This window comes from Psychroflexus salarius (assembly GCF_900129035.1).
Taxonomy (GTDB): Bacteria; Bacteroidota; Bacteroidia; order Flavobacteriales; family Flavobacteriaceae; genus Psychroflexus; species Psychroflexus salarius.
The window spans coordinates 235,106-261,605 of the sequence record NZ_FQTW01000001.1 but is presented as its reverse complement, the minus strand read 5'-3'; the positions used below and the strand labels follow the sequence as shown (position 1 = coordinate 261,605).

Genomic DNA, 26,500 nt, shown 5'->3' with positions numbered 1-26,500 from the left:
TGGATTCACAATTTATTTATCAAAGCTACATCTTACTTAAGCACGAAACTTATGAGAGAAATTGCTAATTTTTCTTTAGTAACTTTACTAATTTTAATTTGAATAATTTTCAGTTAGATATACACCGAGATTTATCTAAAGATACTTCGTAGATAATCTCATAAATAATAATTAAGCTACGTAATTAATAATATAATCATATAAAAAACTGATTCACTAATTTTCAAATTCGTTAATTTTGTATTAGATTTCAATAGATTCTAATTAATTAAAAGTAAGAAACATAATTAAGTTTATTAAAAAACCCTAACAATATTAAAGCCAAAAAAAATATCACCTTCGGACCAGTCACCACCTGCGTTACTTATAAAACCTGGTTCGTTGGTAGATTGAGCATTAGAAAACAATATTTGAAAAACATGACCACCAGTTTCAATATCAACACCAATGGATAGTGGGTTATTATAAATATTATTTCCGTCTCTGCTAAAATTGTAAACATAATCTGCATTTATGCTTATTCGTTTACTCAATTTGAATCTGCCTCCACCACCAAGTGCAAATTGATTATAATTAGCTTCAGCAACAGCCCTCAGATCCTGTAAGTTTTCTCTGATATATGTAGGTGCCAATTGGAATGAAAACTTTTCTGAAAATCGTCTTGATATTAATAATTGATGTGCAAAGCTCCAGCGGTCTGAGGTTTCTAATTCAGGAAATAAGTCTTCATTAATTTCTGCATTAATGTTGGCAATGTGGAATCCTACCAAATTTAAACCAAATTCACTAGATTGTTTTACAATGTTATATTTTACGGATCCTGAATAAGTTTGTCGCCATGACTCTCTACTTAGGCTAAATTGAACACCTTCAAAAAAACTATAAACGAATTGGATTTTTGTATTGGCATTATCGAGTCCAAAAAGAGTTTCAAAACCATCTTTAACAGAACCAAATCTGTGAGATACAAAAAAGTAAAACTCTTTTTTTGCTGCAATTTTCGTAGATTGCAGATTAACAATGGTCATAGTTTTAAAAGCTGGTAATTCATAAGAAGTATATTCAGCTTCTGACTCTAATTCAGCTAACAAGTCATCTTGAGAGAAGCAAATAAAATTACCAACCATCGTTAATATAAAGATAATATTTTTTATTTTAATCATAGTTTTGAATAATTATGCATTGGTCTAATTTTAATTCTTCTAATAAATCATCATATCCGATTATTCTTCCTTTTAATCTGATGTTTTCATTGATACTTATATATTGCTTTTCTTTGAGTTGACAGTAGATATTGTTATTTAATGAAAGTCCTTTATCATCTTTAGAAGTAATTGTTCCTGATATTAAAACAACTTTATCTTGCCACCCTCTAGGATTTCCCTGTACTTTTTCAAATACATCCTGACTAGTACCTTCAAATGAAACATTTCTGTCCTCAATTACCGCTGGTGGCTTCATTACATATTTATAACTGATAAAGCCAACAACTAATAGGACTACAAAGAGCCCAAGGCTTATTTTAGCTTTTTTTGACAAGCTCATAAGATAAGTTTACATCAACTGTTTCTGCTATTTTTTTTCTAACAACATTGGGTATTTCAATATCAAAATCTGAAGGTGACACGTTAAAATTAGACTCGAGGATCAAATTTTCTCCATTCTTACTAAGTGTTGCTGTGGTGTCTATAGTTTTTGGTTTGCCTTTAATAGTTAACACACCTTGAAGTTTAAATGTCTTAGAATTCTCAATGGATTTGTAATTAAAATCTAATAGTTTTCCTTTGAACGTAGCTTTTGGATGTTCATTAGAATCCATATAATTCTCATTAAAATGCTCCTGCATTAAAGCCACTCTAAAATTAAAGGCTTTTATAAAAAGTAAAGAAGCAATTTCACCATTTTCAGTATCTAGTATGACAGTAGTGCTGTTATTTTTTGCTTCTACCGGCTCAAATGCTTCAACAGAAGCCTTGAATTCTGTAAAACCAGTTTTTGTAAAATACTTTTGTGCTTTTACTGTATAAGCAATTAATAGAATTCCTAATAATAATATATTTTTCATTTTACTCCTCGTTTTCATTTTCTGGGAATCCGTCTGCAACCCATTTATCAAAAAGTGCTCTTTCAGATGATGGCAAAAGCCCACTTGGCGGCATAGGGTTTTGAACATCATTTATCCTTAAAATTAGATTGCCATTTTCAGCGGCATCTTTTACTAAATCGTAATTAGATAAATTTAGACCAGAGTTTGCAGAAACATCGTTATGGCAGCTGATGCAAAAATTATCTACAACAGATTTTATATCTGGATTATAAAAAACAGTTTCTACAACAGGTTCTGCTTCAGTATCTTCAATTACAGCTTCAGAACAACTTAAAACTAAACTTATCAGTACTAAGATGTAACAATAATTTTTTATCATAAATATTAATTTTATTGTAATTTATAGTTATTAGGATTTTACAACTCCTTTTTTATTAGAATTAACAATTATTTACAATATGATGTATCTTCTTTCAAACTTATTGATAAGTCATTTATGTTATTATGATATTGTTGATAATATAAACTCAATAAAATTTACAAATCTCCTGCTTGAGTTTTATTAATAATGGTACTACTGGCCTGAGCAGTTGGCATCACTACTAAATCAGCAATATTAACGTGATAAGGTCTAGTGACACAAAATAATATAATATCGGCTATATCTTCGGCTTGTAAAGCCTTGTATCCTTCATAAACTGGTTTTGCCTTTTGTTCATTTCCTTTAAAACGCACATGACTAAAATTAGTTTCAACAAGACCTGGATTAATGGCACCAACACGAATGCCATGCGCATTTAAATCCATTCGCATAGCTTGATTTAAAGCATCAACAGCATGTTTACTGGCGCAATAAACATTACCTTTCGGGTAAACTTCTTTGCCAGCTGTAGAACCAATATTAATAATATGACCGCTGTTTTGGGCGATCATTTTCTTAATAATCGGTTGGGCAACATACAGCAGTCCTTTCACATTAATATCTAGCATCGCATCCCAATCTTCTAGACTGCCATCTTGAATATAATCGAGTCCGTGAGCATTACCCGCATTATTAATTAAAACATCAATGGCTGAAAATTTAGGCGGAAGTGACTCAAGTTGGCGAGATACTTCAGTTTTATCGCGAACATCAAAACATAAAGTGTGTACAGATGTTGCTAGAGTAGTAGATAAAACTTGTAATTTCTCGGTATTTCTTCCACAAAGTACTAAGTTGAAGTTATGTTCAGCAAAACACTTTGCTGTCGCTAAGCCGATACCGCTTGTAGCGCCTGTAATAAGTGCAGTTTTATTAGAATTCATTTTTTTTGGACTAATGTACATATTTTTGTATGTTTAGTGAAATTGAATTTAAAACAAAAAACCTATGAAGCTATCATTTTATGGCCATGCGAGTTTTGGCATTGCAACTGAAAAAGCTAACTTAATTGTAGACCCATTTATAACTGGAAATGAAAAGGCAAGTGCTATAGATATTAATGACTTAAAAGCTGATTATATTTTGGTAACGCATGCGCATCAAGACCATATTCTAGATGTTGAAGCAATTGCAAAACGAACTGGCGCAATAATTGTTTCTAACTTTGAAATTGCGACGCATTATGAAAACAAAGGCTTTAAAGTGCATCCGATGAATCATGGCGGTTCATGGAATTTTGATTTTGGCAAAGTGACTTATGTGAATGCTATTCATACCTCATCTTTTCCCGACGGTAGTTATGGTGGTCAACCTGGAGGTTTTATCTTAGAGGCCGACGATAAATGCATCTATATTGCTGGTGATACGGCTTTGACTATGGATATGAAATTGATTCCCCAATTTTGGAACCTTGATTTAGCCATTTTACCCATAGGTGATAATTTTACGATGGGTGTTGAGCAAGCTATTGTAGCGAGTGATTTTGTAGAATGTAACCGTGTTTTAGGCTGCCATTATGATACTTTTGGTTTTATAGAAATTGACCATGACCAAGCTAAGCAAGAATTTACTAAGCATAAAAAAGAGTTGATCTTACTTGATATTGGTGAAGATATGGCATTATAAAGTCTGTCATCGTTTTATTTTAATTAAGTTAAGCATCAATCTGATGTTAGCTTTTTTATTTATTTGAAATTTTGAGGAATAAGCTCTTATTCACTGTATTTAAATGCTTTTAAAGTCTTTAATAGACTTATCTTAATAGAACTTTTTAAATACATAGGTTAATTATTATTGTATAAACTCATTAATTATAAGTTTAATGTACATCAATTATTATTTTAATGTACATAATTTATGTATTTATTGTACATTATTTTAAATTTATTGTACATTAATTGTAGATTTGTAACTTAAGAAGTTTTAAACTTAACTAAAGTATTTAAAAACATACCAATTATGGCTGTCAATTTTACCATATCTAAGCGCGGCAAAGGCTTATCTAGTCAAGCTTCGCATTACCACCTAAAACCAATTTATGATTCGACTGTTACAATGGATGAACTCGCCGTTCGCATTAGCAAGGCATGTAGTTTAACGCCTGCTGATGTCGTGGCTTGTTTATCAGCCCTAAATTCTGAAGTTAGATACCAACTTCAAAACGGTCAAAAAGTAGAATTAGGTTGGTTAGGTAGTTTTAAAATAGCGACAGAAACAAAAGCACATGCTAACCCAGAGCAGTGCTCAAAGAAAGATATTAGGCGTGTAAAGGTTAACTATCAACCAACTAAAGAGTTTAAACGCTACTTAAGCAATACAACCGATTTTAAAATAGACCCTAAAGCTAAGAGTAAGTACGCTGAATTAGAGGGTTAAGGTTCTACTGAGCCCCAATTTTCACCAGATTTTATACGGTATAATTGCATTTCAGAAATACCAAATTGTTTGGCAATCATTTTCATTCTTGTACGTCGGTTGGGATCGTTTAGTTTACGTTTAATTAATTTAACGCGGGTTTCTGTAAGTTTAGAATACCGTCTTATACCTTTCATGGCTTTAAAATTCGGACCATTAAATTGATGTAGCTCTTTTTCACGTTTAGTTGCCCATTTAAGGTTATCAACGTGGTTGTTAGTTTTGTCATAGTCAATATGGATCACGTAAATACCATCACCTTGTTCTAAGAAATGTTGCGCAACAAGTTTATGCACATAGCGACTGGTCTGTTTGCCATTATGCTTTTGTTTTAAGCGTAAATTTTGGTAACCGTTAATGTAAGACTCTTTCATTAAAAATTCATCTGTGCTTTTACAGTTAATAATACGCCCAAAATTAGAGATTTTATAGTGCTCGGTTTCAGAAATTTTATCGTCAAAGACAATTGTCTTCCATTGTTCGTTGGGGAAATTGCGAATCATTGGTTTTTTATTTCAAAATTAATGCAATTTTAATATAAAGTACATTATTTAAATAAAGTATAACAAAGGATAACGAATATTTTGAAATATAATTTATTGAATAACTAACTTCATTGTTCTTGTGTTTTGCTGAGCATCGATTAGTTTTATGCTATAAGCACCCTTTGCTAAGTCACTCACATTAATCTGTGTTTTTACTAAAGCTGCTTTACTAACAACTTGACCTAACTGATTGTAAATAATATAATTAGAAACTTGTTTAGCACGGTTTAAATTCACTAAATGCTTAGCAGGATTAGGGTAGATGCTAACTTCATTAAGTCGATTAACTTCAGCTTGATTTAAAGTGCTATTTTGGTAAATACGTACATAATCAATTTCTAAGCTGCTCTCTGTAAACGACGGACTAATACTTGGTAAAATGGCAACATTTAAAAGTAGGTATTGGTTAGCATCAAAAGGCCAGGTACTACTGTTTTTTACTTCAGGCTCATAGGTGTAATGGCTTACACCATCAACTCTAAATTCTATATAATCAGGTGTCCAAATCATTTCATAATCATGAAAAGCATTTGAAGCATTAGGAAGCATACGGCCACCATAGTTAACTGTGCCACCAAAACTTGACGGTGTATGAATGGCACTTGATACATAATCTTGATTATTGCCCCAATGTTCCATTATATCAATCTCGCCACAAGCTGGCCATGCAGTTGTGTCAAAACCTTGATTATCCCAGTAAGCACCATCTTCATTTATATTTTGACCCAATAACCAAAGTGCTGGCCATGTACCAATACCTGTAGGCAGTTTGGCTCTAATTTTAACACGCTCATAGGTGAAAGCAAATTTTGAATTTAACCGGGCTGAAGTGTGCGTTTTTGTTACACCTTGATCTGTAAAAACTTCAGATTTAGCTCTAATTTTTAATGTGCCATTCGAGACTTCAGCATTTTCTAGGCGATCGGTGTAATGTTGTATTTCACCATTAAACCATGAATTTCCGTTAGGTAAAAGTGTTTGATGAAACCACTTCTCAGAATCAACAGCACCCGAATAGTTAAACTCATCTTGCCAAACCAATTCATCAAATATTGGCGTGGTTGGCGTTGTGGTGGTTGTACATGTGTAGGTAAAATTATCAATATAAGCCGTAACTTCATCTGTGTTAGCTTCTCCATTAATTTGGATCAGCACACGATTAAAATCTGTCCTTAATTGCGGTGCAGGTGAATTCGGGTCTAGATTTATGTAGTTATCTTGATTAAAGTTAAAGCTAACAGTTTGCCATTGATCAAGAGTAATCGGTTTAATAATTTCGGTTTGAGTAGACCAAGGTTCTGGTAGGTTAGCGTTTTGTAGTTTTAATGAAATTTGGTTTGGTGAATTTCCTGTTAGGCTCGATGAAGGCACATAAATCATCATATTAAACGCATGTGAACCTGATAAATCGAAGTTTTCGCCATAATCAAATCTTACATTGGCATAATCACCGCCATCGTCATTATATTTTAAAACAAAAGTCGAATTATTTTGAGAAGTTATGAATGGATTAGCGAAATGTGTATCAACATTACAATCATCACCAACCCAATTGTAGTTTGGAGTTGTGGTTTCAAAATCTTCTATAATATCAGTTTGAGCTTGAACAGTATAACTTAGAAATAAAACTGAAATTATTTGTAATATTTTATTTTTCATACTTCAATTATAATGAGATTAAATTGTAATTAATATCTATAAATGTTAAAGCTTTAATTTAAGTGAATTATAGGTTTAATCAATTAATTAAACATCAGAGTTTAACCTTTTGCATTAAATACAAAAAAACCTTTGCAATAAATTCGCAAAGGCTTTTAATAGTGGAGTCGGGGAGACTCGAACTCCCGTCCAAACAAGCAATTCAGCAGTTTTCTACACGCTTAGTTTTTACTTAGGTTGTCGAGTTAATGCTGGCCAAAAACAACCTACATTAACCTTATTCTCAATTAAATTTCACTTGCGCATCAAGACCCTACACAAGCTATATTTACTTTACCGGTGCCTTATATGTAAATGCCGTAAATCAAGGCCTTTACGAGACATCATGGCCCACTACCTTGTAGCGGCTAAGATAATCCTACTATAATTCAGATTATGCAGCCATGGCGTAGTTATTCTCGCCGTTTAAAAAAGTGTGAAATATGATATTTACGAGCTGTATCCCAGCGCTCGACGTGCTTACTCCTCAATTGTTCTTGCTGTCAAAACCAAATCGACCCCAAGTAATTGAATAGTAAAATACTATTTCAATGAACATTATTATGGCGTTCGAGCGGGCTTTCCGCTGTATCTTTTTGTGCCATTTACAAAAGCACAAAAAGGATGCCGCATCAATCCCTAACGCAAATCTAGCTATCTATAAACAATACAGATTAACTACATAATTTGCAAAACTACATAAAATCCTCTACTTTCATAGCCATTAACAGCTTTTTAATAGACACAACAAACACTTTTAGACCATGAACATCAAAAAAGTCCTCGTTGCTAATCGAGGAGAAATTGCCATTAGAATTTTTAGAGCTTGTACTGAAATCGGTTTGCGAACCGTTGGTATTTACACCTATGAAGATCGTTATTCACTTCACCGCTACAAGGCAGACGAATCTTACCAAATTGGCGAAGACCAAGACCCATTAAAACCTTATCTCAATATAGATGAAATCATAAGGGTTGCAAAACAAAATGGTGTTGATGCTATACATCCAGGTTATGGATTTCTTTCTGAAAACGCTCAGTTTGCAAAAGCTTGTGAAGACCATGGCATTATTTTTATTGGTCCAAAGGTTTCCGTGCTCCAATCATTAGGCGATAAAGTCACGGCAAAAAGCGTTGCTTTAAAGTCTGAAGTTCCAATCATTCAAAGTAATCAAGATCCACTTAATTCTCTTGAAATTGCTTTAAATGAGGCTGATCGTATAGGTTACCCATTAATGTTAAAAGCCGCTTCTGGCGGTGGTGGTCGTGGCATGCGTGTGATTCGTGACCAAGAACAACTAAAAAAAGCTTATAGCGAATCGCGGCGTGAGGCTAAAAATGCCTTTGGAGACGAAACAGTGTTTTTAGAACGATATGTCGAAAACCCTAAACATATAGAAATTCAAATTGTAGCCGATAATCATGGTAATATGTTGCATTTATTTGAGCGTGATTGTTCTGTACAACGCCGTTACCAAAAGGTTATTGAGTTTGCACCATCTTTAGGTTTAAGTGATACAACCAAACAAGCCTTATACGACTATGCCATTAAAATTTGTAGCGCCGTTAATTATAACAATATTGGTACGGTCGAGTTTTTAGTCGATGCTGAAGAAAACATCTTTTTTATTGAAGTTAACCCACGTGTGCAAGTAGAACACACGGTAACTGAAGAAGTGACAGGAGTTGATTTGATTAAAACACAAATTTATATTGCATCTGGCTATCAACTTTCAGCACCTGAAATAAATTTAGGCAGTCAAGCTCATGTTTCTACTTATGGCTATGCCGTACAATGTAGAATTACCACTGAAGATCCTGAAAACGAATTTAAACCTGATTACGGGATTATTTCAACTTACCGAAGTGCTTCGGGTTTTGGTATTCGCTTAGATGCAGGAAGTGTTTATCAAGGTGTTAAAATCTCTCCGTTTTTCGATTCTATGTTAGTAAAAGTTTCAGCCAGTAGCCGAACATTAGATGATGCTTGTAAGAAAATGCGCCGTGCTTTAGCCGAATTTCGCGTGCGTGGCGTAAAAACCAATATGGGTTTTTTAGACAACCTTCTTAAAGACGATAACTTTAGAGATGGTAAAATCACTGTTAATTATATTCAAAATAATCCGCATTTATTCAACATTAAAAAACCTCGAAACCGCGCTACAAAATTAGTCCAGTATCTTGGCAATATTACTGTTAACGGTAACCCTGATGTTAAAAACAGCATCAGTAATCCTAAATTTTTAAAACCTGACATACCTTCATTTGATAAATCACTTGGTTTTGCAAAAGGTACAAAAGATTTGTTAACAGAGTTAGGACCAGACGACTTTGCTAAATGGCTGAAAAACGAATCTAAAATTCAGTATACAGACACCACTTTAAGGGATGCACACCAAAGTTTACTAGCAACGCGTATGCGAACTTATGATATGCTTAAAGTAACCGAAGCTTATGCTAAAAGCTTTCCGCAATTATTTAGTGCTGAGGTTTGGGGTGGCGCTACTTTTGATGTCTGCATGCGGTTTTTAAAAGAAAATCCTTGGGATCGTTTAAGACAAATTAGAAAAACAATGCCTAACATTTTGTTGCAAATGTTATTGCGAGGTTCTAACGCTGTTGGTTATACCGCATACCCTGATAACTTAATTGAACGATTTGTCGCTGAAGCTTGGGAAAATGGAGTTGATATTTTCAGGATTTTTGACTCTCAAAACTGGATGCAATCTATTGCACCATGTATTGAGCATGTCCGAAAAAACACCAATGGCTTAGCTGAAGCCTCGATGTGTTATACAGGAGATATTCTCGATAAAAACAGGTCTAAATATACTTTAGACTATTATCTTCAACTGGCAAAAGATATTGAAAATGCTGGTGCACACATATTAGCTATTAAAGACATGGCTGGCTTATTAACACCTTTAGCCGCAACCGAATTAATTTCTGCTTTAAAGTCTGAAGTTTCAATTCCAATTCACTTACACACGCACGATACATCATCTATGCAAGCTTCAACTTATCTCAATGCGGTTGATGCAGGTGTAGATGTAATTGATGTTGCTTTAGGAGGTCTCTCAGGTTTAACCTCTCAGCCTAACTTCAACTCGGTTAATAATGTATTAAAACATCACAAACGTGCCAATTATTTTGATGCTGAACAATTAAATGATTATTCTATTTACTGGGAACAAGTTCGTACTTATTATTACCCATTTGAATCGGGTTTAAAGTCGGGTAGTGGAGAAGTATATAAGCATGAAATTCCTGGTGGACAATATTCTAATTTAAAACCACAAGCAGAATCTTTAGGCTTAGCTGATCGTTTTCATGAAATTACCGATATGTACGCCCAAGTCAATCAATTATTTGGCGATATTATTAAAGTGACGCCAAGTTCTAAAGTAGTAGGAGACATGGCGCAGTTTATGGTTAGTAACAACTATACTATTGCTGATATACTTGAAAAAGGCGAAACAATTTCGTTTCCACAGTCAGTAGTGAGTTTCTTTAAAGGTGATTTGGGTCAGCCAGTTGGCGGTTTCCCCAAAGATATACAAGATATTATATTAAAAGGTGAAAAGCCTTATACTGATCGACCAAACGCGCACTTACAACCAATTGACTTTGATAAAGAGTTTACCGAGTTTAAATCTGAATTTTCGACTGATTTAGATCGAGAGCTTGATTTTACTGATTTCTTATCCTACAAACTATATCCAAAGGTATTTACAGATGCTTATGATGCGCATTTAAAGTATGGAAATGTGACTAACCTACCAACAAAGAATTTCTTCTATGGCATGGATTTAGGAGAAGAAATTGTCGTTGAATTAGATCGTGGTAAAACATTACTAATCACTTTGCTTTCTATCAGTGAAGCTGATGCCGAAGGTTTAGTGACGGTCTTTTTTAAAGTCAATGGACAAACAAGAAACATTTTAGTAAAGGATGAAAGTATTGCCGTTGAAACAGTTGTGCATCAAAAAGTTGATAAGTCTGATCATCATCAAATCGGCGCACCTTTACAAGGTTCTTTAAGTCAGGTTTTGGTTAAGAAAGGCGATCAAGTGAAGAAAAATCAGCCTTTATTTATTATCGAAGCCATGAAAATGGAAACAACGGTAACTGCTAATATTAATGGACAAGTAGATGCTGTTTTAATTGATGTGGGTAAAATGGTATATGCCGATGATTTAGTCCTGGAACTAAGTTAAGCAAGATATTATTATTAACAAAAAGCCTCTATGTTTTTAAAAAACTAGAGGCTTTTACAATCAACATCAATAGCTAACTAAACTATTGTTCTTTGAGTGACTTTATAAACGGCTTGGTTTGCCTTAAACCATGCTCAGTGATATGTTTAATGTAAGCACTGCCAATAATGCAGCCACTTGTGTATTGAGCGGCTTGGTCAAAACTTGTTTGGTCTTTAATTCCAAATCCAACAATAAGTTTATTTTTAAGTCTCATGTCGTGAATACGTTTAAAATAATCAAGTTCAGTTTGACCGAAACCTGCCTGACTTCCTGTAGTACTGGCTGAACTTACCATGTAGATAAAGCTATTACTAGCTTCATCAAGCTGTTTAATACGTTCATCAGAAGTTTGTGGTGTAATTAGACTAATAAAACTGAGTTGATGTTGTTCAAAAATACTTTGGTATTCAGCTTGATAGATATCTATTGGCAAGTCAGGCATTATTATGCCGTCAATGCCACATTTTTCGCAAGATTCACAAAAGGCTTTAACACCATATTGCAACATCGCATTAAAATAACCCATTACAATAACAGGAACTGATGTGATTTGCCTTAAATCTTTTAATTGCTCAAACAAAAGTTGAGAGCTCATTCCATTTTTTAAAGCTTGTGTAGAACTCTGTTGAATCGTTGGTCCATCGGCTAAGGGATCACTGTATGGTAAGCCAACTTCAATCATATCAACACCATTGTTAACCAATTCTTGAATAACTTCTAAGGTGTCGTCACGTTTAGGATAACCTGCTGTAAAATAAATAGAGACTATTTTTTCAGGTTGTTGTAAGCGTTGATGTATTCTATTTTGCATTAGTCAATAAGTTTAAAGTAGTCAGTATAGGTTTGTAAATCTTTATCGCCACGTCCAGAACAGTTAAATACCAAAATTTCATCATGATTAAATTGGCGTTCTTTAAAAATAGCAAAAGCATGTGCGGTTTCAATCGCGGGAATAATGCCTTCAGTTTGGCTTAACTCTAGCCCAGCTTTCATGGCATCTTCATCGGTAACGCTTATAAATTCAGCCCGTTTGCTTTCAAACAAGTTAGCATGCATCGGACCAATGCCTGGATAGTCTAAGCCCGCTGAAATTGAGTAAGGTTCAGTAATTTGCCCATCTTTATTTTGCATTAACAATGTTTTACTGCCATGTATGATTCCTGATCTTCCTAGTCGAGTTGTGGCGGCGCTTTCACCAGTTAAAATGCCTTTTCCTTCAGCTTCAACGGCAATAATGTTTACTTCAGGATTATTTAAAAACTGATAATAAATACCAGCGGCATTACTACCACCGCCAACACAAGCTATGACATGATCCGGAACTTTTGTCCCTTCTTTTTCAAATAATTGTTGTTCAACTTCTTCAGAAATCACTGCTTGTAATTTGGCGACTAAATCTGGATAGGGATGAGGCCCAACTACTGAGCCAATAATGTAATGCGTGTCTGTTGGATTATTAATCCAATCTCTTATCGCTTCGTTTGTAGCATCTTTTAGTGTTTGACTTCCTGATGTTGCAGGTTTAACAGTTGCGCCTAGCATTTTCATTCGAGACACATTTGGGGCTTGTCGTTTAATATCTACAGCGCCCATATAAACCACACATTCTATACCCATTAAGGCACAAACAGTGGCCGTAGCTACGCCATGTTGCCCAGCTCCAGTTTCGGCTATAATTCGTTTTTTGCCTAAGCGCTTGGCCATTAAAATTTGCCCAACGGTATTATTTATTTTGTGAGCGCCTGTGTGGCATAAGTCTTCTCGTTTGAGATAGATTTTAGTTTGGTAGCGTTCGCTTAAGCGTTCTGCAAAATAAAGCGGTGTTGGTCTACCAACATAATCGCGCAACAACTTATTAAAGTCTTTTTTAAAGTCGTTACTAGCTAAAATTGTGGTATAAGCTTCATTTAATTCTTGAACATTTGGGTATAACATTTCAGGAATAAATGCGCCACCAAAATTTCCGTAAAATCCTAGTGAATTGGGTTCTTTATACAATGGAGTTTTCATAGGTTTTGAGTTGTGAGGTGAATATTGATAAACGTTTGATGTCTTTTAATCCAGGTTGAAGTTCAAATTTTGAATTTAAATCGACACCGATTAATTTAGAATGCTGAATTTGACTAATTTTAACGGCGTCTTCAGCTGAAATTCCTCCCGAAAGCAGAAAATTAGTTGATAAATTGTAAGCCTCTAAGTTAGCCCAATCGAACTTGAGGCCGCTTCCGCCTAAAACTTTTGCTTTAGTATCAAAAACAAATTTATCTACATCATGTTCGTAGGCTGAGCACTGTTCAAAATCTGATTTATTTTTAATGGCAATGGCTTTCCATATTTCTATAAAACTAAGTTCAGGGTCGTTTAAAATAGTTTCGCGTAATTCTTTTATAAATTCAACCGATTCTTGACCATGTAATTGTACAGCACTTAAATTATAAGATTTGATTTGATTTAAAATTTCATTAATGTCTGTGTTTACAAACACACCAACTTTTTTTGCCTTTGTTGGTGTTAAGCTTTTTGGTGTTACAAACCGAGGTGATTTCGGATAGAATATGAGTCCGATATAATTAACACCGAGTTTGTCAACATCAAGCATGTTTTCAGCTTGGTTGAGCCCACAAACTTTTGTGATTAAATGCGTGTTCATAATTTAATTTCTTTAATGAATTGATTGAGTTGAGGTTCGAAATCCTGAGGTTGAGCTTTCATAAATTGCTCTCCAATTAAAAATCCGTTAAAGCCTTTAGTTTTCAAACTATTAATGGTTTCAGGTTTTGAGATTCCGCTTTCAGAAATTCTAATTTGATGTTTTGGTAATTGTGCAGCAAGCTTTAAGCTGTGTTCAAGGTCAACTTCAAATGTTTTTAAATTTCGATTATTAATCCCAATAAGTTCTGCGTTAACTTGTAAGGCTTTATCTAAATCATCTTGTGAGTGGACTTCAACTAATACCTCAAGCCCTAAATCTTGGGCAATTTGAGTAAATTCTTTTAAATGCTTTAGATCTAAAACAGCAGCGATCAGTAGAATTACATCAGCCCCAAAGGCTTTTGCTTCATGAATTTGATAGCTAGTAACAGTAAAATCTTTTCGTAAAATGGCCTGATTAAATGCTGTTCTTGCTTGAAGTAAATCCTCTAAACTACCACCGAAAAAATGCTGATCAGTTAAAACTGACATGCCTGCAAATTTTGAGTTTTGATAGGCATTTGCCACGTCATTAACACTCATCGACTGGTTGATAAGCGACTTGCTAGGTGATCGACGTTTAAATTCAGCTATAATTGGCAGATACTCATTTGTCTTGAGCAGTTGACTCAAACTGACAGGATCACGTTTGTAAAGCTTGAGTTTTTTTAAATCAGATAAGCTAATTAGTTGTGCTTTAGCTTCGATTTCTGCACGTTTATGATGTACTATTTTAGTTAAAATATCCATTAGTTAGAAAGTGATTTTAGTTGTAATAAAACTTCATAAGCTTTGCCCTGGAGCAAGTTTTCATAGGCGAGTTCAAACGCTTGTTCACGACTTATGTTTTTAACCAAGCTAATGGCTAGCGCTGCATTTGCCGCGACGACTTGATGTTGTGCTTTGGTGCCTTTTCCTCTTAAAATTGATGTAAAGATTTCAGCTGATTCTGAAATACTTTTACCGCCATATATTTCATCGGCCTTAATGGTCGAGCAATTAAAATCGTCTGGTGTTAAATTATGGTCTTCATTACGGCTGATATGTCTTGTTTTGCCAGTGAGCGAAACTTCATCATAGCCATTTAAGTCATGTAAAATACTATACTTTTTATCGGTTTTTTGATATAAATAAGCGTAAAGCCGCATTAGTTCAAGATTGAAAACACCAACTAATTGATGTTGAGGTTGCACGGGATTTACCATAGGGCCAAGCATATTAAAAAAGGTTTTGACCGCTAATGACTTACGAATAGGCGCAACGGCTTTCATAGCAGGATGAAATAATGGTGCATGAAGAATACAAATGCCTGTTTTATTAATTTGACGCTCAAGATGTTCAGCATTATTAGTGAATTTTATACCAACAGCTTCTAAAACATTTGAGCTGCCACTTACTGAAGATACACCGTAATTACCGTGTTTAGCTACATTGACGCCACAAGCAGCTGTTAAAAATGAAGCACTTGTAGAAATATTAAAAGTGTTTTTACCATCGCCGCCAGTGCCACACAAATCGATTGGATTATAAGATTTTAAATTGACAGGAATACATAACTCTATTAAAGCTTCTCGAAAGCCGTCAAGCTCATCGATAGTGATATTACGCATCATAAAAACAGTCAGAAAAGCAGCGATTTGAGCTTCATTTACCTCATGATTTGAAATTTGCATCAAGGCTGCTTTTGCTTCCTGCTTTGTAATAGTTTCGTGCCTTATAAGTCGATTTAAGATTGATTTCATAAATATTTGTTTAAGAATTAACCCAGTTTTTAATCATTTGCTTGCCTTTTGGTGTTAAAACTGATTCTGGATGAAACTGCACTGCACTAATTGGTAAGGTTTTGTGTTTAATAGCCATGATATGATTTTGATGATCTACCGCTGTTACCTCTAAACATTCAGGAACCTGAGGAATTGAAACCCATGAATGATAGCGCCCAATTTCAAACTCTTGTGAGATACCTTCAAATAATCGTTTGTCTTCAGCTACTAATTTTGCAGGTGTTGCAATACCATGAAAAACTTGTTCGAGATTTTGAAGTTTACCACCAAAAACTTCAACTATGGCTTGCAAACCCAAACAAACACCAAGCATTGGTTTAGTTTCAGCATAGGTTTTAATAATTTCTTTTAGTTTTCCAGCTTCATCTGGAATTCCTGGCCCAGGTGATAACAAGATTTTATCGTAAGAATCTATTTGGGTTAATTCAATTTGGTCGTTTCTAAAAGTATCAACTTTTACATCATATTCTTCTAAATAATGCACTAGGTTATAAACGAAAGAGTCGTAATTATCGATGACTAAAATGCGTTTTTTTTTCATAGTTTATAGGGTTTCAGCTAATTTTAAGGCTTTGTTTAACGCGCCGAGTTTATTGTAAACTTCTTGCAATTCGTTTTCTGGAGTTGAATCGGCTACAATACCAGCGCCAGCTTGATAAAATAGCTCGTGGTTTCTGCTCAAAAACGACCGAATGATTATGGCATGATTGTAATTTCCTTTGAAATCGATAACACCAATAGCACCGCCATAGGCATTTCGGTTTAGATTTTCGTAGGCTTCAATGAGTTCAAGCGCTTTAGGCTTAGGAGCACCAGACAGAGTTCCTGCGGGAAATGTATCGGCAGTAACTTGTAAGCTTGAACTATTGGCTTTGAGCTGTGCTGTAACTTTGCTCACTAAATGTATAACATGTGAAAAATATTGAATTTCTTTATAGGTTTCTACCTTAACATTACTTCCATTTCTACTTAAGTCATTTCTTGCCAAGTCAACTAACATCACATGTTCAGCATTTTCTTTAGGATCTTTACTTAATTTTAGAGCTGAATCGGCATCATTTTGATCGTTTCCAGTTCGTTTAAATGTTCCTGCGATTGGGTGAATTTCAGCTTTATTATTTTGCACAACTAATTGAGCTTCTGGTGAACTACCAAAAATTTTAAAATCGCCATAGTCGAAATAAAATAAATAAGGACTTGGATTTACACTTCGTAACGCACGATAGACATTAAATTCGTCTCCATTAAATTCTTGTTGAAATCGGCGTGATAGTACCAACTGAAACACATCACCACGTTGGCAGTGCGCTTTTGCTTGGTTGACCATTTTTTTATAGTCATCATCCGTTAGATTACTTTTAGGCTTACCAACACAATTGAAATTGAAAGTTGCATGCGTTTGGGCTGAAATGATTTGTTCAATTTCACTTATATAATTGGTTCCATCAGCCGAATGATTAAAAATATAAGCGGTGTTATTGAAGTGATTGATGGCAATGACGGTTTGATAAACAGCATAGTAAACATCAGGAATGCTAAAATTATCTTCTCTTTTCTTGATGTCCACATCTTCAAAATAGCGTACCGCATCGTAAGCTGTATAACCAAATAAGCCATTAGTGATGAAGTTAAAATCTTGGTCTTCAACTGAAAACTGATCAGTAAATTGTTGAAGCTTTGTTATTACATCTTCTTTTTTTGAAATTGCAGATGTTGAGGTTTGTTGATTTACTTCAGTTGTGATTATTTCATTTTCGACTTTAAAACTAGCTATAGGATTACAACAGATGTATGAAAATGAATTATCGTTGGCATGATAGTCACTGCTTTCAAGCAACAAAGCATTTGGAAATTGATCACGTAATTTTAAGTAAACACTTACAGGTGTAATGGTGTCTGAAAGAATGGTTTTGTAACTTGTGTTTAGTTTCATTTAGCTTGTTTTTTGGCATAAAAAAAGGCTTGTCGTGAGACAAGCCTTTTTGTTTTAGTTATATAGTTTAAACAATGGGAATGTGGTTCACGACGCTTGACGTAAATTTAACCACCACCAATTATTTAGTATAATATTTTTCATTGTTCAGCAAATATATAACTGTTGTTTAAACTAAGCAATTAAACAAATTAATATTTTAAATTAATTTTTAAGGTAAACTCATCATAGATCGTTTTGTCACCTAGATTGTCGAAAAAGCTACCTGAACCATATTTAATGTCATATTTTGTACGGTCAATAACAATTTCAGTGTAGGCTTGCTCACCATCCATTTTTAAATCGAAAGCAATAGGATTTGAAGTTCCTTTAATGGTCATGGTACCTGAAATTCCGTAAGAGCCTTTACCTTTTTTAGCTACATTGTTAATTACAAATTTAGCAGTAGGATATTGGTTTACACCAAAAAAATCATCTGAGTTTAAATGTCCTTCTAATTTTTTCTTGCCATCACCTGATAAGTCAGTTACATTAATAGTATTCATGTCAGCGATAAATTCGCCTCCAGTCAACTCACCACCTTCCATAACAAAGTGACCTTCTTTCAAGTTAATAGTTCCCATGTGAGAACCAGTTAATTTTTCTCCGACCCATTCAATTTTACTGTCTTCGACATTAATTTTTTTCTTTTCAATTGCATTAGTAAAACTTACTAAAGCGATTAGCATTACGATGGCTGATAAGCCTTTAAACATTGTTTTCATAGTTATTTGTTTTTGTTTACAATTATAAGTGATTAAAAAATTCTTCGTTTGATTTTCGCACTTTTTTAGCATTTTGTAGCGAATCGTCTTCAGAACGATAACCAATAGTTGCGATTACTGCTGAAGTTAAATTTTTAGCTTCTAAGTTTAAAATCTCATCATATTGTTTATTATCAAAACCTTCCATTGGGCAAGCGTCTACACGTAATCTTGCAGCACTAGCTAATAAGTTACCCAAACCAATATAGGCTTGTTGTTTTGCCCAATTTAATTTTTGGTCTTGAGGAAATTGAAGCACTGTACCAGCAATAGCATTACGCATACCACTCAAATCTTCAACATCTATTTCGCGGGTTTCTGCAATATTTTTGATGTATCGATCAAGATAAGCTTCATCAATTACCGTATTAACCGCAAAAACGACAAGATAATCTGAATCGGTAATCTGTGATTGATTAAATGAAGCTGATTTTAGTTTTTGACGTAAATCTTTATCCTGTATAATGAAAACTTCATAAGGTTGAAGACCATAAGAAGAGGCAGTCAACCTAACAGCTTCTTTTAAAGTATTTAATGTTTCATCATCAATTGATTTACTAGAATCAAAAGATTTGGTGGCGTAACGCCAATTTAAATCTTCTATCAATTTATTCATTTATTCTGATTTTATTTAAGTGATTATAAAATTCTTTTAGCTCATTTTCGTTTAGTTGCGATGTCATTAAGCGTTCTTCTTTTTCAAAGTGCGGATTCACTTGATCTAAAAGTTGATGACCGTTATCAGTAATAAAAATTTCAATTTTTCGTCGATTGTCTTTGCATATTTGTCTAGAGACTAATTCTTTTTCGATTAACTTATCTACAATTCTCGTTGTGTTACTCATTTTACTAATCATGCGGTCTTGAATTGTAGATAGGTTAGCAGGCTGACCTTTTTGACCTTTTAAAATACGTAATACATTAAATTGAGGTGTTGTTAAACCAAAGGTCTTAAGGATGGCATTAATACGGTCATTTACATATTGAGATGTAATCAATAAATTTATTAAAGCCTTCTTATGAAGCTTTAAAGTTTGATTACTTTTGATATGATTTTCAACATCCATGTAAATACAATATTTGTTGGTACAAATTTAAGTGGATTTCTAATTCATCTATTTAAAAGTTATGTTAAAAATTTATATTATTGTAGTATGAAAAAAATACGTTTCACGTCGACTATATTTTTGATTGGGTTTATCTTAGTATCCTCATGTCAAAAAAGCACTGATGTACAGCTTATTACGCCTGACGAATATCAGCGATTAGACCAACTTGAAGATGTTCAATTAATCGATGTTCGATCAGTTGAAGCTTTTCAAGATTTACACCTAGAAGGCGCACAAAATTTAGTTTATGATGCAGAGTTTTCTGAGAAAATTATGAAACTAGATAAATCTAAGCCTGTGGCCGTTTATTGTAAAACAGGTGGCTTAAGTAAAAAGTGTGTAGAGATTTTAAAAGATTCGGGTTTTGTTAAAATATTCGATCTTAAAGGTGGTTTGTCTAAATGGAAGCATTCAGGTATTTCTATTGATTCATTAATTAAGCCTGAAACAAAAAAATAGCTGGTTGTTTGTGGAAATCAAGATGTTCAGTCTTCCATTCTTCAATGCTTTTGGTTTTAATATACTCATCATTAGTTGTAAGATTTACAGCAATACATAAACGTGTCTGAGGATGTAAAGTTTTTAAAATATCCTCGATGAGTTGATTATTTCGATAAGGTGTTTCAATAAACAATTGTGTTTGATTGTCTTGCCTACTTTTAGCCTCTAATTTTTTTAAAATGCGCTTCTTTTCGTTTTTATCGATAGGCAAATAGCCGTGAAAGGTAAAACTTTGACCGCTCAGCCCACTAGCCATAAGGCTTAATAATATAGATGAAGGTCCTACGAGAGGTACAACTTTTATCCCTTTTTGATGTGCTAATTCTACAATTTCAGCGCCAGGATCTGCAACGCCTGGGCAGCCAGCGTCAGATATCAAACCGATATCATAACCTTCTTGACATGCATTTAAATAAGAAGGAATTTCAAGTTCAGAAGTATATTTATTTAGAGTATTAATAACAAGTTTATCTTGAGATTTACTTGAAACCATTTTCTTGATGAATTGGCGCGCCACTTTTTCGTTTTCAACGATATAGTGGTCTACCTTTTCTATAATTTTTTTTACAGAAAGTGGCATAACTTCTAATGGTGGTTGTTCACCAAGACGGTTAGGAATTAAGTAGAGTTGCCCAAGTTGCTGTGGTTCGTTCATATCAATTAAGTTTATTGGCAATTACCGTACAAGCCTCATCAAGCATTTCATAAACATTTTTAAAACCATTAATGCTATCGTGGTAAGGATCAGGAACCTCAACATCTAAGCCTTCAAAACGCGCATTCATAATCATTTTTACTTTCTTAAGGTATTCTGGCTTGTCTGTGAGCTCACAAACATTTTTGTAGTTTGAGGCATCCATGACATAGATATAGTCAAATTCTTCAAAATCTGATTTTAAAAACGGGCGACTTCGTTGATCGGTGATATCAATAGAATTTAAATTTGCTATATCTATTGAGCGTTGGTCAGGCAATTCGCCTTGATGATATGCTGATGTTCCTGCAGAGTCTACTTTTACATGCTTAGAATCGACTTTTGACTTCAAAATACCTTCAGCTAAAGGTGAACGACAAATGTTTCCTAAGCAGACCATTAAAACTTTAGTGGCCATATTTTTTAATTATGATTGTTTCAGTTTTTTATCAATATCTTCAACAAAACGTTTAAACTGCTTGTTGGTTAACTGTAAATTATCAACTGTTTTGCAAGCATGTAATACTGTTGCATGGTCACGTTTTCCAATTTGTTTTCCTATGGCAGTCAAAGAATTATTCGTCATTTTCTTAGAAAAAAACATGGCTAACTGTCTAGCTTGTACAATATTACGCTTTCTTGTTTTAGATTGCAGTATTTCTACATCAAGTTGAAAATAGTCGCTTACAACTTTTTGTATATGATCTATAGATATTTGCTTTTTAGACTTCTTTACATAGTTTTTAACCACTTGCTCAGCTAATTCAATGCTGACATCTGAACGGCTAAACGAAGAATGTGCAATCAATGAAATTAAAGCACCTTCTAACTCTCGGATATTACTTTGAATATTTTCAGCTAAATAATTAATAACGTCTTCAGGCATATCAACACCATCACGATATAATTTATTTTGAATAATAGATAAACGGGTTTCAAGGTCAGGTTGAAGTAACTCTGCTGAAAGTCCCCATTTAAATCGTGACAGTAGACGTTGCTCAATCTCTTGCATGTCAACAGGCGCCTTGTCACTGGTTAAAATAACTTGTTTCCCATTTTGATGTAAATGATTAAAAATATGAAAAAACACATCTTGCGTTCCTTTTTTCCCAGATAATAACTGGATATCATCAACAATCAATACATCAATAATCTGGTAAAAATGAATAAAGTCGTTTCTATTATTTTTTCGAACAGATTCTATATGTTGTTGCGTGAATTTTTCAGCAGAAATATATAAGACAGTTTTATCAGGATATTTTTCTTTAACTTCTAAACCAACGGCATGCGCTAAATGTGTTTTCCCTAAACCAACGCCGCCAAAAATTAATAACGGATTAAACGAGGTGCCACCAGGTTTATTGGCAACCGCCATGCTAGCAGAACGTGCTAGTCTGTTAGAGTCACCTTCAACAAAACTTTCAAATCCGTAATTAGAATTAAGCTGTGAATCTATTTTAAGATTACGAATTCCAGGAATAATAAACGGATTTTTAAGCTCAGGATTTTTTTGTTTAGTAGCAATTTCAACAGATTGTGAAGCCACATGAGACCGTTGAGAACTCGGTATTTTTTCGGTATACGCCTTTTGTTTATCTGGCGTATTTTCCATACGAATAACATAAATTAAACGTGCACCACGACCAATCTCTTTGGTTAGCGCCGATTTTAATAAATCGACATAGTGTTCTTCAAGCCATTCATAAAAAAACTTTGATGGTACACTTATACTTAAAGAATTGTCAGCTAGTTTTACAGCCTCTATTGGTTCAAACCAAGTTTTGTAAGCTTGATTAGAGATATTGTCTTGTATAAAATCAAGGCAATTTTTCCATACTGAACCAGCGGTTTTCGGCATAATTGTTTATACTGTTGTAGTTGATTATTTTGTTATAAAACTCTCAAACGAGATGACAAATATGTGAACAAATTAGTTAATAAAAAAATGAAATTTGTATTGAATTTTAAGTTTTATTTTCATAGATTAGAAATTGCTAATAATCACACTTTATTGCGTTAATATTCTTTTTAAAATATGTTAAAACCTAGTCAAACAACAATAGAAATTCGCTACGCTGAAACCGATCAAATGGGTATCGTTCATCATTCAAATTATGCTATTTATTTTGAGCAGGCTAGAGTAGAATGGCTTCGTAATGCAGGTATGCACTATCATGAGCTCGAAAAAGAAGGTGTTATGCTGCCTTTAGTTAATTTAAATGTTAACTTTAAAAAACCACTTTATTTTGGTGATACCATCTATGTTAAGTGTTATTTAGAATCACTGCCAAATGTTAAAATGAAATTTTTATATGATATTAAAATCAATGATGAAATTGTGAGTTCATCAGGTTCTACAACTCATGTTTTTATGAATGCTGAATCTAGAAAACCGATGCGTTGTCCTCAGTCTATTTTAGACTTAATTGCAGCGTAAAACGTCATTATTTTTTTTCTTTTTTCTCTCTAACGTGAAGCCCATAAGTTGATTTAAAATTTTCAAAAACACGATCATAATCATCTAAACGAACTTCGATGGTATAATTGCAGTCGAGTTCTAAATTTTGATGAATTATTTCAGCGTTTAAATCATTTGCCAAACGAATGGCTACATCCATCATATCGTATTCACAATTGACATAAAACACTTTAGTAATGCGTTTAACTTTTATTTCGCTTGCTTCAATAGCAAGTTGTGCTGAAGTTTTGTAAGCAGAGATTAAACCGCCAACACCTAATTTTGTTCCACCAAAGTAACGGACAGACACCACCAAAATGTTGGTAAGATTAAAGTTTTGTAACTGACCATAAATAGGCATCCCAGCTGAATTTGATGGTTCGCCATCGTCATTGGCTCTGTAATGCTCATAATGTTTACCTAGCTGCCAGGCATAACAGAAATGCCTTGCTTTGTGGTGCTTTTTCTTGAGCTGTTCTATAGCTTGTTGCACATCTTCTTCTGTTTCAACTGGAAACGCGTAACCAAAAAACTTACTTCCTTTAACCTTGTATAAGGTTTCTTGTCCTGGTTTTAAAATAGTTTTGTAAGTATCTTCAGTCATAAAATTTAATTAAACAAACTAATGAGCACCAAACTTACTATTGCTGTGGCAATTCCGATCCAGTTTTTGACAATTAATCGCTCACGAAATGCCAAAATGCCTATGATTGTCGAGAGTAAAACAATGCTTACATTATTGATTATAAATATACCTGAATCGCTTAATTCTTCATATCCAAGTGCTTTGATAAAAAAGTAAATTGAAAAATAATTGGGAATCCCTAAACAAATCCCGCCTAAAACGGCTTTAGGTAATAACTTTTGTTGGCGATGAATGCGATTTGAAAAAAGCATTATCAATCCTGAAATAAACGCAAAAAGAAAAATACTTGCAGAAAAAATGGCAACATCAGACTTCGCGACATAGTCGTTTTCAAAAAACTTTATGCTACTTTCAATAATACCACTGCCAACAAAAACAATAAGTGGGAAAATTAAATTGCGGTAGTCAATTTTTAGTGATTTAGATTTTATAGAAACTAAAAACACAGAGACTAAAGCCAAAATTATACCCGTTAATTTACCTAAATTAAGCGCTTCATCATAAGCGATAATCACAAATATAACAGGAATTGCTAAGCTCATTTTACTAGCAACTGAAACCACTGATAATCCACTTTTTTGTGTGGTGATGACCATAAAATTAAAAATGGTAATGAACAAAATTCCTAAAAAAATGGCGCCGAAAAACCAATCTTGCGCATAAACTTCACTAAAGCTTGACAAGCTCAAATTAGATTGCATACTCAAGCCAAGTAAAAAGGCTGTGAGATAATTGAAAATCAAGGCATGCAAGCGATAAACTTCAAATTTACCTAAAAGTTTAAAGACCACATAAATAAGGCTTGACGACAAAATACTTAGCGCTAATGAAATCAAAATAAATGAGCTTTTTTAGTGAATAAATCCGTGACATTTTCTTGTCCAGCTTGTAAATGCCAGGTGTTAATTCCAAGACTTTGAGCGCCTAAGGTATGTTCCTTAGTGTCATCTACAAACAAACAATGATTTGCCTTAAACTTGTTTTGATTTATGACAAATTCAAATATTTCTGGATTTGGCTTTCTAAGTTTAATTTCATGTGATAAATAAAATTGACTAAAGCAGCTTTTAAAACTTTCAAAACAATCAATATGTTTTTTAACCCAACTAATATGCAACTCATTTGTATTGCTTAATAACATTAAATCGAATTTTGCTTGTTGAGCTAACCGCTGAATAAACCGCAAACGATGTTCAGGAAAATCGATTAATATTGAATTCCAAGCTTGAATAAACTCATCAGCTGTTAATCCGTCTACGGTTGAAGTGTAAAAGTTTATAAAGTCCTTAGTAGAAATTAAACCCTGTTCATAAGCTTCATTTTGTTGCAGCATTTCAGGTGTAAATTCTGTTAAACCAAACCGACTTAAATGTTTATTGGTGGCCGATTTATTAAGGGTTAAAAAAACATCACCAAAATCAAATATCAAGTGTTTAATCTTCATTGTAGTGGTATTTCAGTTGGTTATCTAAAATTTTTAGTGTTTTAGAAGGTTCAGTTTTAAATTTTGGCGATTTAATGCCACTTTTCAGCTTAGATTGACTTTCAAAAATGCGGGCTTCATCCCATAAATTTTCATCTATAAAATGTTGTAAGGTATTTTGGCCACCTTCAATAATCACCGATTGTAGATTTTCTTGATAAAGTTGTTTCAAAATTTGATTGATGACATTTTTAGAAAAATCGATTGGAATGTAGCTTAAATTTTTTTGTGATACTTTATTTAAACTTATGTCGTGAAATATAAAAGTCGGTTGAGATTGGTCAAATATTTGAAGCGTTTCAGGTAATTGTAAATCTCGATTAATCACTAATCGCGTTGGTTGTTTGCCATGCCAATGTCTCGCTGAAAGTTGAGGATTGTCTTTTAAAGCCGTAGCAGTACCAACTAAAATGGCCGCTTCTTGCGTTCGCCATTGATGAACCATTTGCTTGGCATAAGCATTTGAAATCCAAAAAATTTCGCCATTGTTTTGATAACCAGGCGCTATAAATCCATCAGCGGTTTGTGCCCATTTTAAAATAATGTAAGGCCGCTGTTTTTGATGAAAACAAAAAAAACGTTTATTAAGATTAGCGCATTCATTTTCTAAAACGCCCACACGAACATGGCATCCAGCTTCAAATAACTTCTTAATTCCGCGTCCAGCCACTTCAGCAAATGGATCTACATGGCCAATCACCACATTTGGTATTCCTTTATCTATAATTAAGTTAGCACATGGTGGCGTTTTACCGTAGTGACTGCAAGGCTCTAAACTTACATAAATGGTCGATTTTTTAAGTAGCTCTTGATCTTTAACCGCATTAATTGCGTTGACTTCAGCATGCGCTTCACCAGCTTTGTGGTGATAATCTTCACCAATAATTTGGTCTTTGTAAACAATCACAGCGCCCACAAGTGGGTTAGGATAGGTGTTGCCTAAGCCTTTTTTTGCCAATTCAATGCAACGCGCCATGTATTTTTCATGTATCTTCACGCCACAAAAATAGAAT

General features: G+C 33.9%; 29 protein-coding genes and 1 other RNA gene. 5 read left to right on the top strand and 25 right to left on the bottom strand.

Annotation, left to right across the window (positions count from 1 at the left end; genetic code table 11):
• Positions 1-296: 296 nt before the first annotated feature.
• The 5 genes from BUB82_RS01175 to BUB82_RS01155 form a co-directional block, all read right to left on the bottom strand.
• Positions 297-1,163: a DUF5777 family beta-barrel protein gene (locus BUB82_RS01175; protein ID WP_083574438.1), complete on the bottom strand. Its 867-nt coding sequence runs from the start codon at positions 1,161-1,163 to the stop codon at positions 297-299.
• Entirely contained in the window at positions 1,156-1,545 is a 390-nt protein-coding gene (locus tag BUB82_RS01170; protein WP_073190862.1) for a hypothetical protein, read from the bottom strand. Before BUB82_RS01170 ends, BUB82_RS01175 begins: the two co-directional genes overlap by 8 nt.
• Positions 1,523-2,065: a YceI family protein gene (locus tag BUB82_RS01165; protein ID WP_073190859.1), complete on the bottom strand. Its 543-nt coding sequence runs from the start codon at positions 2,063-2,065 to the stop codon at positions 1,523-1,525. The genes BUB82_RS01170 and BUB82_RS01165 overlap by 23 nt, the downstream gene beginning before the upstream one ends.
• Position 2,066: 1 nt before the next feature.
• Complete coding sequence (locus tag BUB82_RS01160) at positions 2,067-2,426, bottom strand: c-type cytochrome domain-containing protein (RefSeq protein ID WP_073190855.1); 360 nt, start codon at positions 2,424-2,426, stop codon at positions 2,067-2,069.
• A gap of 158 nt (positions 2,427-2,584) precedes the next feature.
• Positions 2,585-3,352, bottom strand: coding sequence for an SDR family NAD(P)-dependent oxidoreductase (locus tag BUB82_RS01155; protein ID WP_073191842.1), 768 nt, complete (start codon positions 3,350-3,352; stop codon positions 2,585-2,587).
• Between the two features lie 64 nt (positions 3,353-3,416).
• On the opposite strand from BUB82_RS01155, the gene BUB82_RS01150 reads away from it, so the two are divergent.
• Positions 3,417-4,094 carry a metal-dependent hydrolase gene (locus BUB82_RS01150; RefSeq protein ID WP_073190852.1) on the top strand — a complete coding sequence of 226 codons (678 nt, stop codon included), beginning with the start codon at positions 3,417-3,419 and terminating at the stop codon, positions 4,092-4,094.
• A 333-nt stretch (positions 4,095-4,427) separates the two neighbouring features.
• Entirely contained in the window at positions 4,428-4,844 is a 417-nt protein-coding gene (locus BUB82_RS01145) for an HU family DNA-binding protein (protein ID WP_073190850.1), read from the top strand.
• Here BUB82_RS01145 and BUB82_RS01140 read toward each other — a convergent pair.
• From BUB82_RS01140 to ssrA, 3 genes are all read right to left on the bottom strand, one after another.
• Entirely contained in the window at positions 4,841-5,386 is a 546-nt protein-coding gene (locus tag BUB82_RS01140; protein ID WP_073190847.1) for an NUMOD4 domain-containing protein, read from the bottom strand. The two genes, BUB82_RS01145 and BUB82_RS01140, sit on opposite strands and share 4 nt — an antisense overlap.
• A 93-nt stretch (positions 5,387-5,479) precedes the next feature.
• Positions 5,480-7,087 (bottom strand): family 16 glycosylhydrolase, encoded by a 1,608-nt coding sequence (locus BUB82_RS01135; protein ID WP_073190844.1) that lies wholly within the window; start codon positions 7,085-7,087, stop codon positions 5,480-5,482.
• A 159-nt stretch (positions 7,088-7,246) separates the two neighbouring features.
• Positions 7,247-7,648, bottom strand: a transfer-messenger RNA (tmRNA) gene (gene ssrA, locus BUB82_RS01130).
• 242 nt (positions 7,649-7,890) lie between these two features.
• Here ssrA and BUB82_RS01125 point away from each other — a divergent pair.
• On the top strand, positions 7,891-11,343 hold the full coding sequence (locus BUB82_RS01125; protein WP_073190840.1) for a pyruvate carboxylase: 3,453 nt from the start codon (positions 7,891-7,893) through the stop codon (positions 11,341-11,343).
• A gap of 82 nt (positions 11,344-11,425) precedes the next feature.
• On the opposite strand, the gene trpA is transcribed toward BUB82_RS01125, so the two are convergent.
• The 10 genes from trpA to BUB82_RS01075 all read right to left on the bottom strand — a co-directional run bounded on the left by trpA (position 11,426) and on the right by BUB82_RS01075 (position 19,663).
• Entirely contained in the window at positions 11,426-12,196 is a 771-nt protein-coding gene (gene trpA / locus BUB82_RS01120; RefSeq protein ID WP_073190837.1) for a tryptophan synthase subunit alpha, read from the bottom strand.
• Positions 12,196-13,395, bottom strand: a complete 1,200-nt coding sequence (gene trpB / locus BUB82_RS01115) for a tryptophan synthase subunit beta (RefSeq protein WP_073190834.1) — start codon at positions 13,393-13,395, stop codon at positions 12,196-12,198. Before trpB ends, trpA begins: the two co-directional genes overlap by 1 nt.
• Positions 13,376-14,035, bottom strand: coding sequence for a phosphoribosylanthranilate isomerase (locus BUB82_RS01110; protein WP_073190832.1), 660 nt, complete (start codon positions 14,033-14,035; stop codon positions 13,376-13,378). Before BUB82_RS01110 ends, trpB begins: the two co-directional genes overlap by 20 nt.
• On the bottom strand, positions 14,032-14,826 hold the full coding sequence (trpC, locus tag BUB82_RS01105) for an indole-3-glycerol phosphate synthase TrpC (protein ID WP_073190829.1): 795 nt from the start codon (positions 14,824-14,826) through the stop codon (positions 14,032-14,034). Before trpC ends, BUB82_RS01110 begins: the two co-directional genes overlap by 4 nt.
• Entirely contained in the window at positions 14,826-15,818 is a 993-nt protein-coding gene (gene trpD / locus BUB82_RS01100; protein ID WP_073190826.1) for an anthranilate phosphoribosyltransferase, read from the bottom strand. Before trpD ends, trpC begins: the two co-directional genes overlap by 1 nt.
• A gap of 10 nt (positions 15,819-15,828) precedes the next feature.
• Complete coding sequence (locus BUB82_RS01095) at positions 15,829-16,401, bottom strand: anthranilate synthase component II (RefSeq protein WP_073190823.1); 573 nt, start codon at positions 16,399-16,401, stop codon at positions 15,829-15,831.
• 3 nt (positions 16,402-16,404) lie between these two features.
• Positions 16,405-17,793: an anthranilate synthase component I family protein gene (locus BUB82_RS01090; RefSeq protein WP_073190821.1), complete on the bottom strand. Its 1,389-nt coding sequence runs from the start codon at positions 17,791-17,793 to the stop codon at positions 16,405-16,407.
• Positions 17,794-17,984: 191 nt separating this feature from the next.
• Positions 17,985-18,557 (bottom strand): YceI family protein, encoded by a 573-nt coding sequence (locus tag BUB82_RS01085; protein ID WP_073191841.1) that lies wholly within the window; start codon positions 18,555-18,557, stop codon positions 17,985-17,987.
• 22 nt (positions 18,558-18,579) lie between these two features.
• Complete coding sequence (locus BUB82_RS01080) at positions 18,580-19,212, bottom strand: NAD(P)H-dependent oxidoreductase (protein WP_073190818.1); 633 nt, start codon at positions 19,210-19,212, stop codon at positions 18,580-18,582.
• A complete protein-coding gene (locus tag BUB82_RS01075) occupies positions 19,205-19,663 on the bottom strand; it encodes a MarR family winged helix-turn-helix transcriptional regulator (RefSeq protein WP_073190816.1) in 459 nt (152 codons plus the stop codon). The genes BUB82_RS01080 and BUB82_RS01075 overlap by 8 nt, the downstream gene beginning before the upstream one ends.
• Positions 19,664-19,750: 87 nt before the next feature.
• Here BUB82_RS01075 and BUB82_RS01070 point away from each other — a divergent pair, with 87 nt between their 5' ends.
• Positions 19,751-20,164 carry a rhodanese-like domain-containing protein gene (locus tag BUB82_RS01070; protein ID WP_073191839.1) on the top strand — a complete coding sequence of 138 codons (414 nt, stop codon included), beginning with the start codon at positions 19,751-19,753 and terminating at the stop codon, positions 20,162-20,164.
• Here BUB82_RS01070 and BUB82_RS01065 read toward each other — a convergent pair.
• From BUB82_RS01065 to dnaA, 3 genes are read right to left on the bottom strand one after another with little or no spacing between them, the layout of a single operon-like run.
• A complete protein-coding gene (locus tag BUB82_RS01065) occupies positions 20,142-20,861 on the bottom strand; it encodes an SAM-dependent methyltransferase (protein WP_073190814.1) in 720 nt (239 codons plus the stop codon). The genes BUB82_RS01070 and BUB82_RS01065 overlap by 23 nt on opposite strands.
• A gap of 1 nt (position 20,862) precedes the next feature.
• Positions 20,863-21,318, bottom strand: coding sequence for a low molecular weight protein-tyrosine-phosphatase (locus tag BUB82_RS01060; RefSeq protein WP_073190811.1), 456 nt, complete (start codon positions 21,316-21,318; stop codon positions 20,863-20,865).
• A 9-nt stretch (positions 21,319-21,327) separates the two neighbouring features.
• Positions 21,328-22,758 (bottom strand): chromosomal replication initiator protein DnaA, encoded by a 1,431-nt coding sequence (dnaA, locus tag BUB82_RS01055; RefSeq protein WP_073190810.1) that lies wholly within the window; start codon positions 22,756-22,758, stop codon positions 21,328-21,330.
• Positions 22,759-22,935: 177 nt separating this feature from the next.
• Here dnaA and BUB82_RS01050 point away from each other — a divergent pair, with 177 nt between their 5' ends.
• Complete coding sequence (locus BUB82_RS01050) at positions 22,936-23,337, top strand: acyl-CoA thioesterase (RefSeq protein WP_073190807.1); 402 nt, start codon at positions 22,936-22,938, stop codon at positions 23,335-23,337.
• Positions 23,338-23,344: 7 nt separating this feature from the next.
• Here the strand turns inward: BUB82_RS01050 and BUB82_RS01045 are convergent, their stop codons facing one another.
• From BUB82_RS01045 to ribD, 4 genes are read right to left on the bottom strand one after another with little or no spacing between them, the layout of a single operon-like run.
• Complete coding sequence (locus BUB82_RS01045) at positions 23,345-23,962, bottom strand: IMPACT family protein (RefSeq protein ID WP_073190806.1); 618 nt, start codon at positions 23,960-23,962, stop codon at positions 23,345-23,347.
• A gap of 5 nt (positions 23,963-23,967) precedes the next feature.
• A complete protein-coding gene (locus BUB82_RS01040) occupies positions 23,968-24,840 on the bottom strand; it encodes a hypothetical protein (protein ID WP_073190803.1) in 873 nt (290 codons plus the stop codon).
• Positions 24,837-25,448 (bottom strand): HAD-IA family hydrolase, encoded by a 612-nt coding sequence (locus tag BUB82_RS01035; RefSeq protein ID WP_073190801.1) that lies wholly within the window; start codon positions 25,446-25,448, stop codon positions 24,837-24,839. Before BUB82_RS01035 ends, BUB82_RS01040 begins: the two co-directional genes overlap by 4 nt.
• Positions 25,438-26,484, bottom strand: coding sequence for a bifunctional diaminohydroxyphosphoribosylaminopyrimidine deaminase/5-amino-6-(5-phosphoribosylamino)uracil reductase RibD (gene ribD / locus BUB82_RS01030; RefSeq protein ID WP_073190798.1), 1,047 nt, complete (start codon positions 26,482-26,484; stop codon positions 25,438-25,440). The genes BUB82_RS01035 and ribD overlap by 11 nt, the downstream gene beginning before the upstream one ends.
• Positions 26,485-26,500 lie beyond the last annotated feature (16 nt).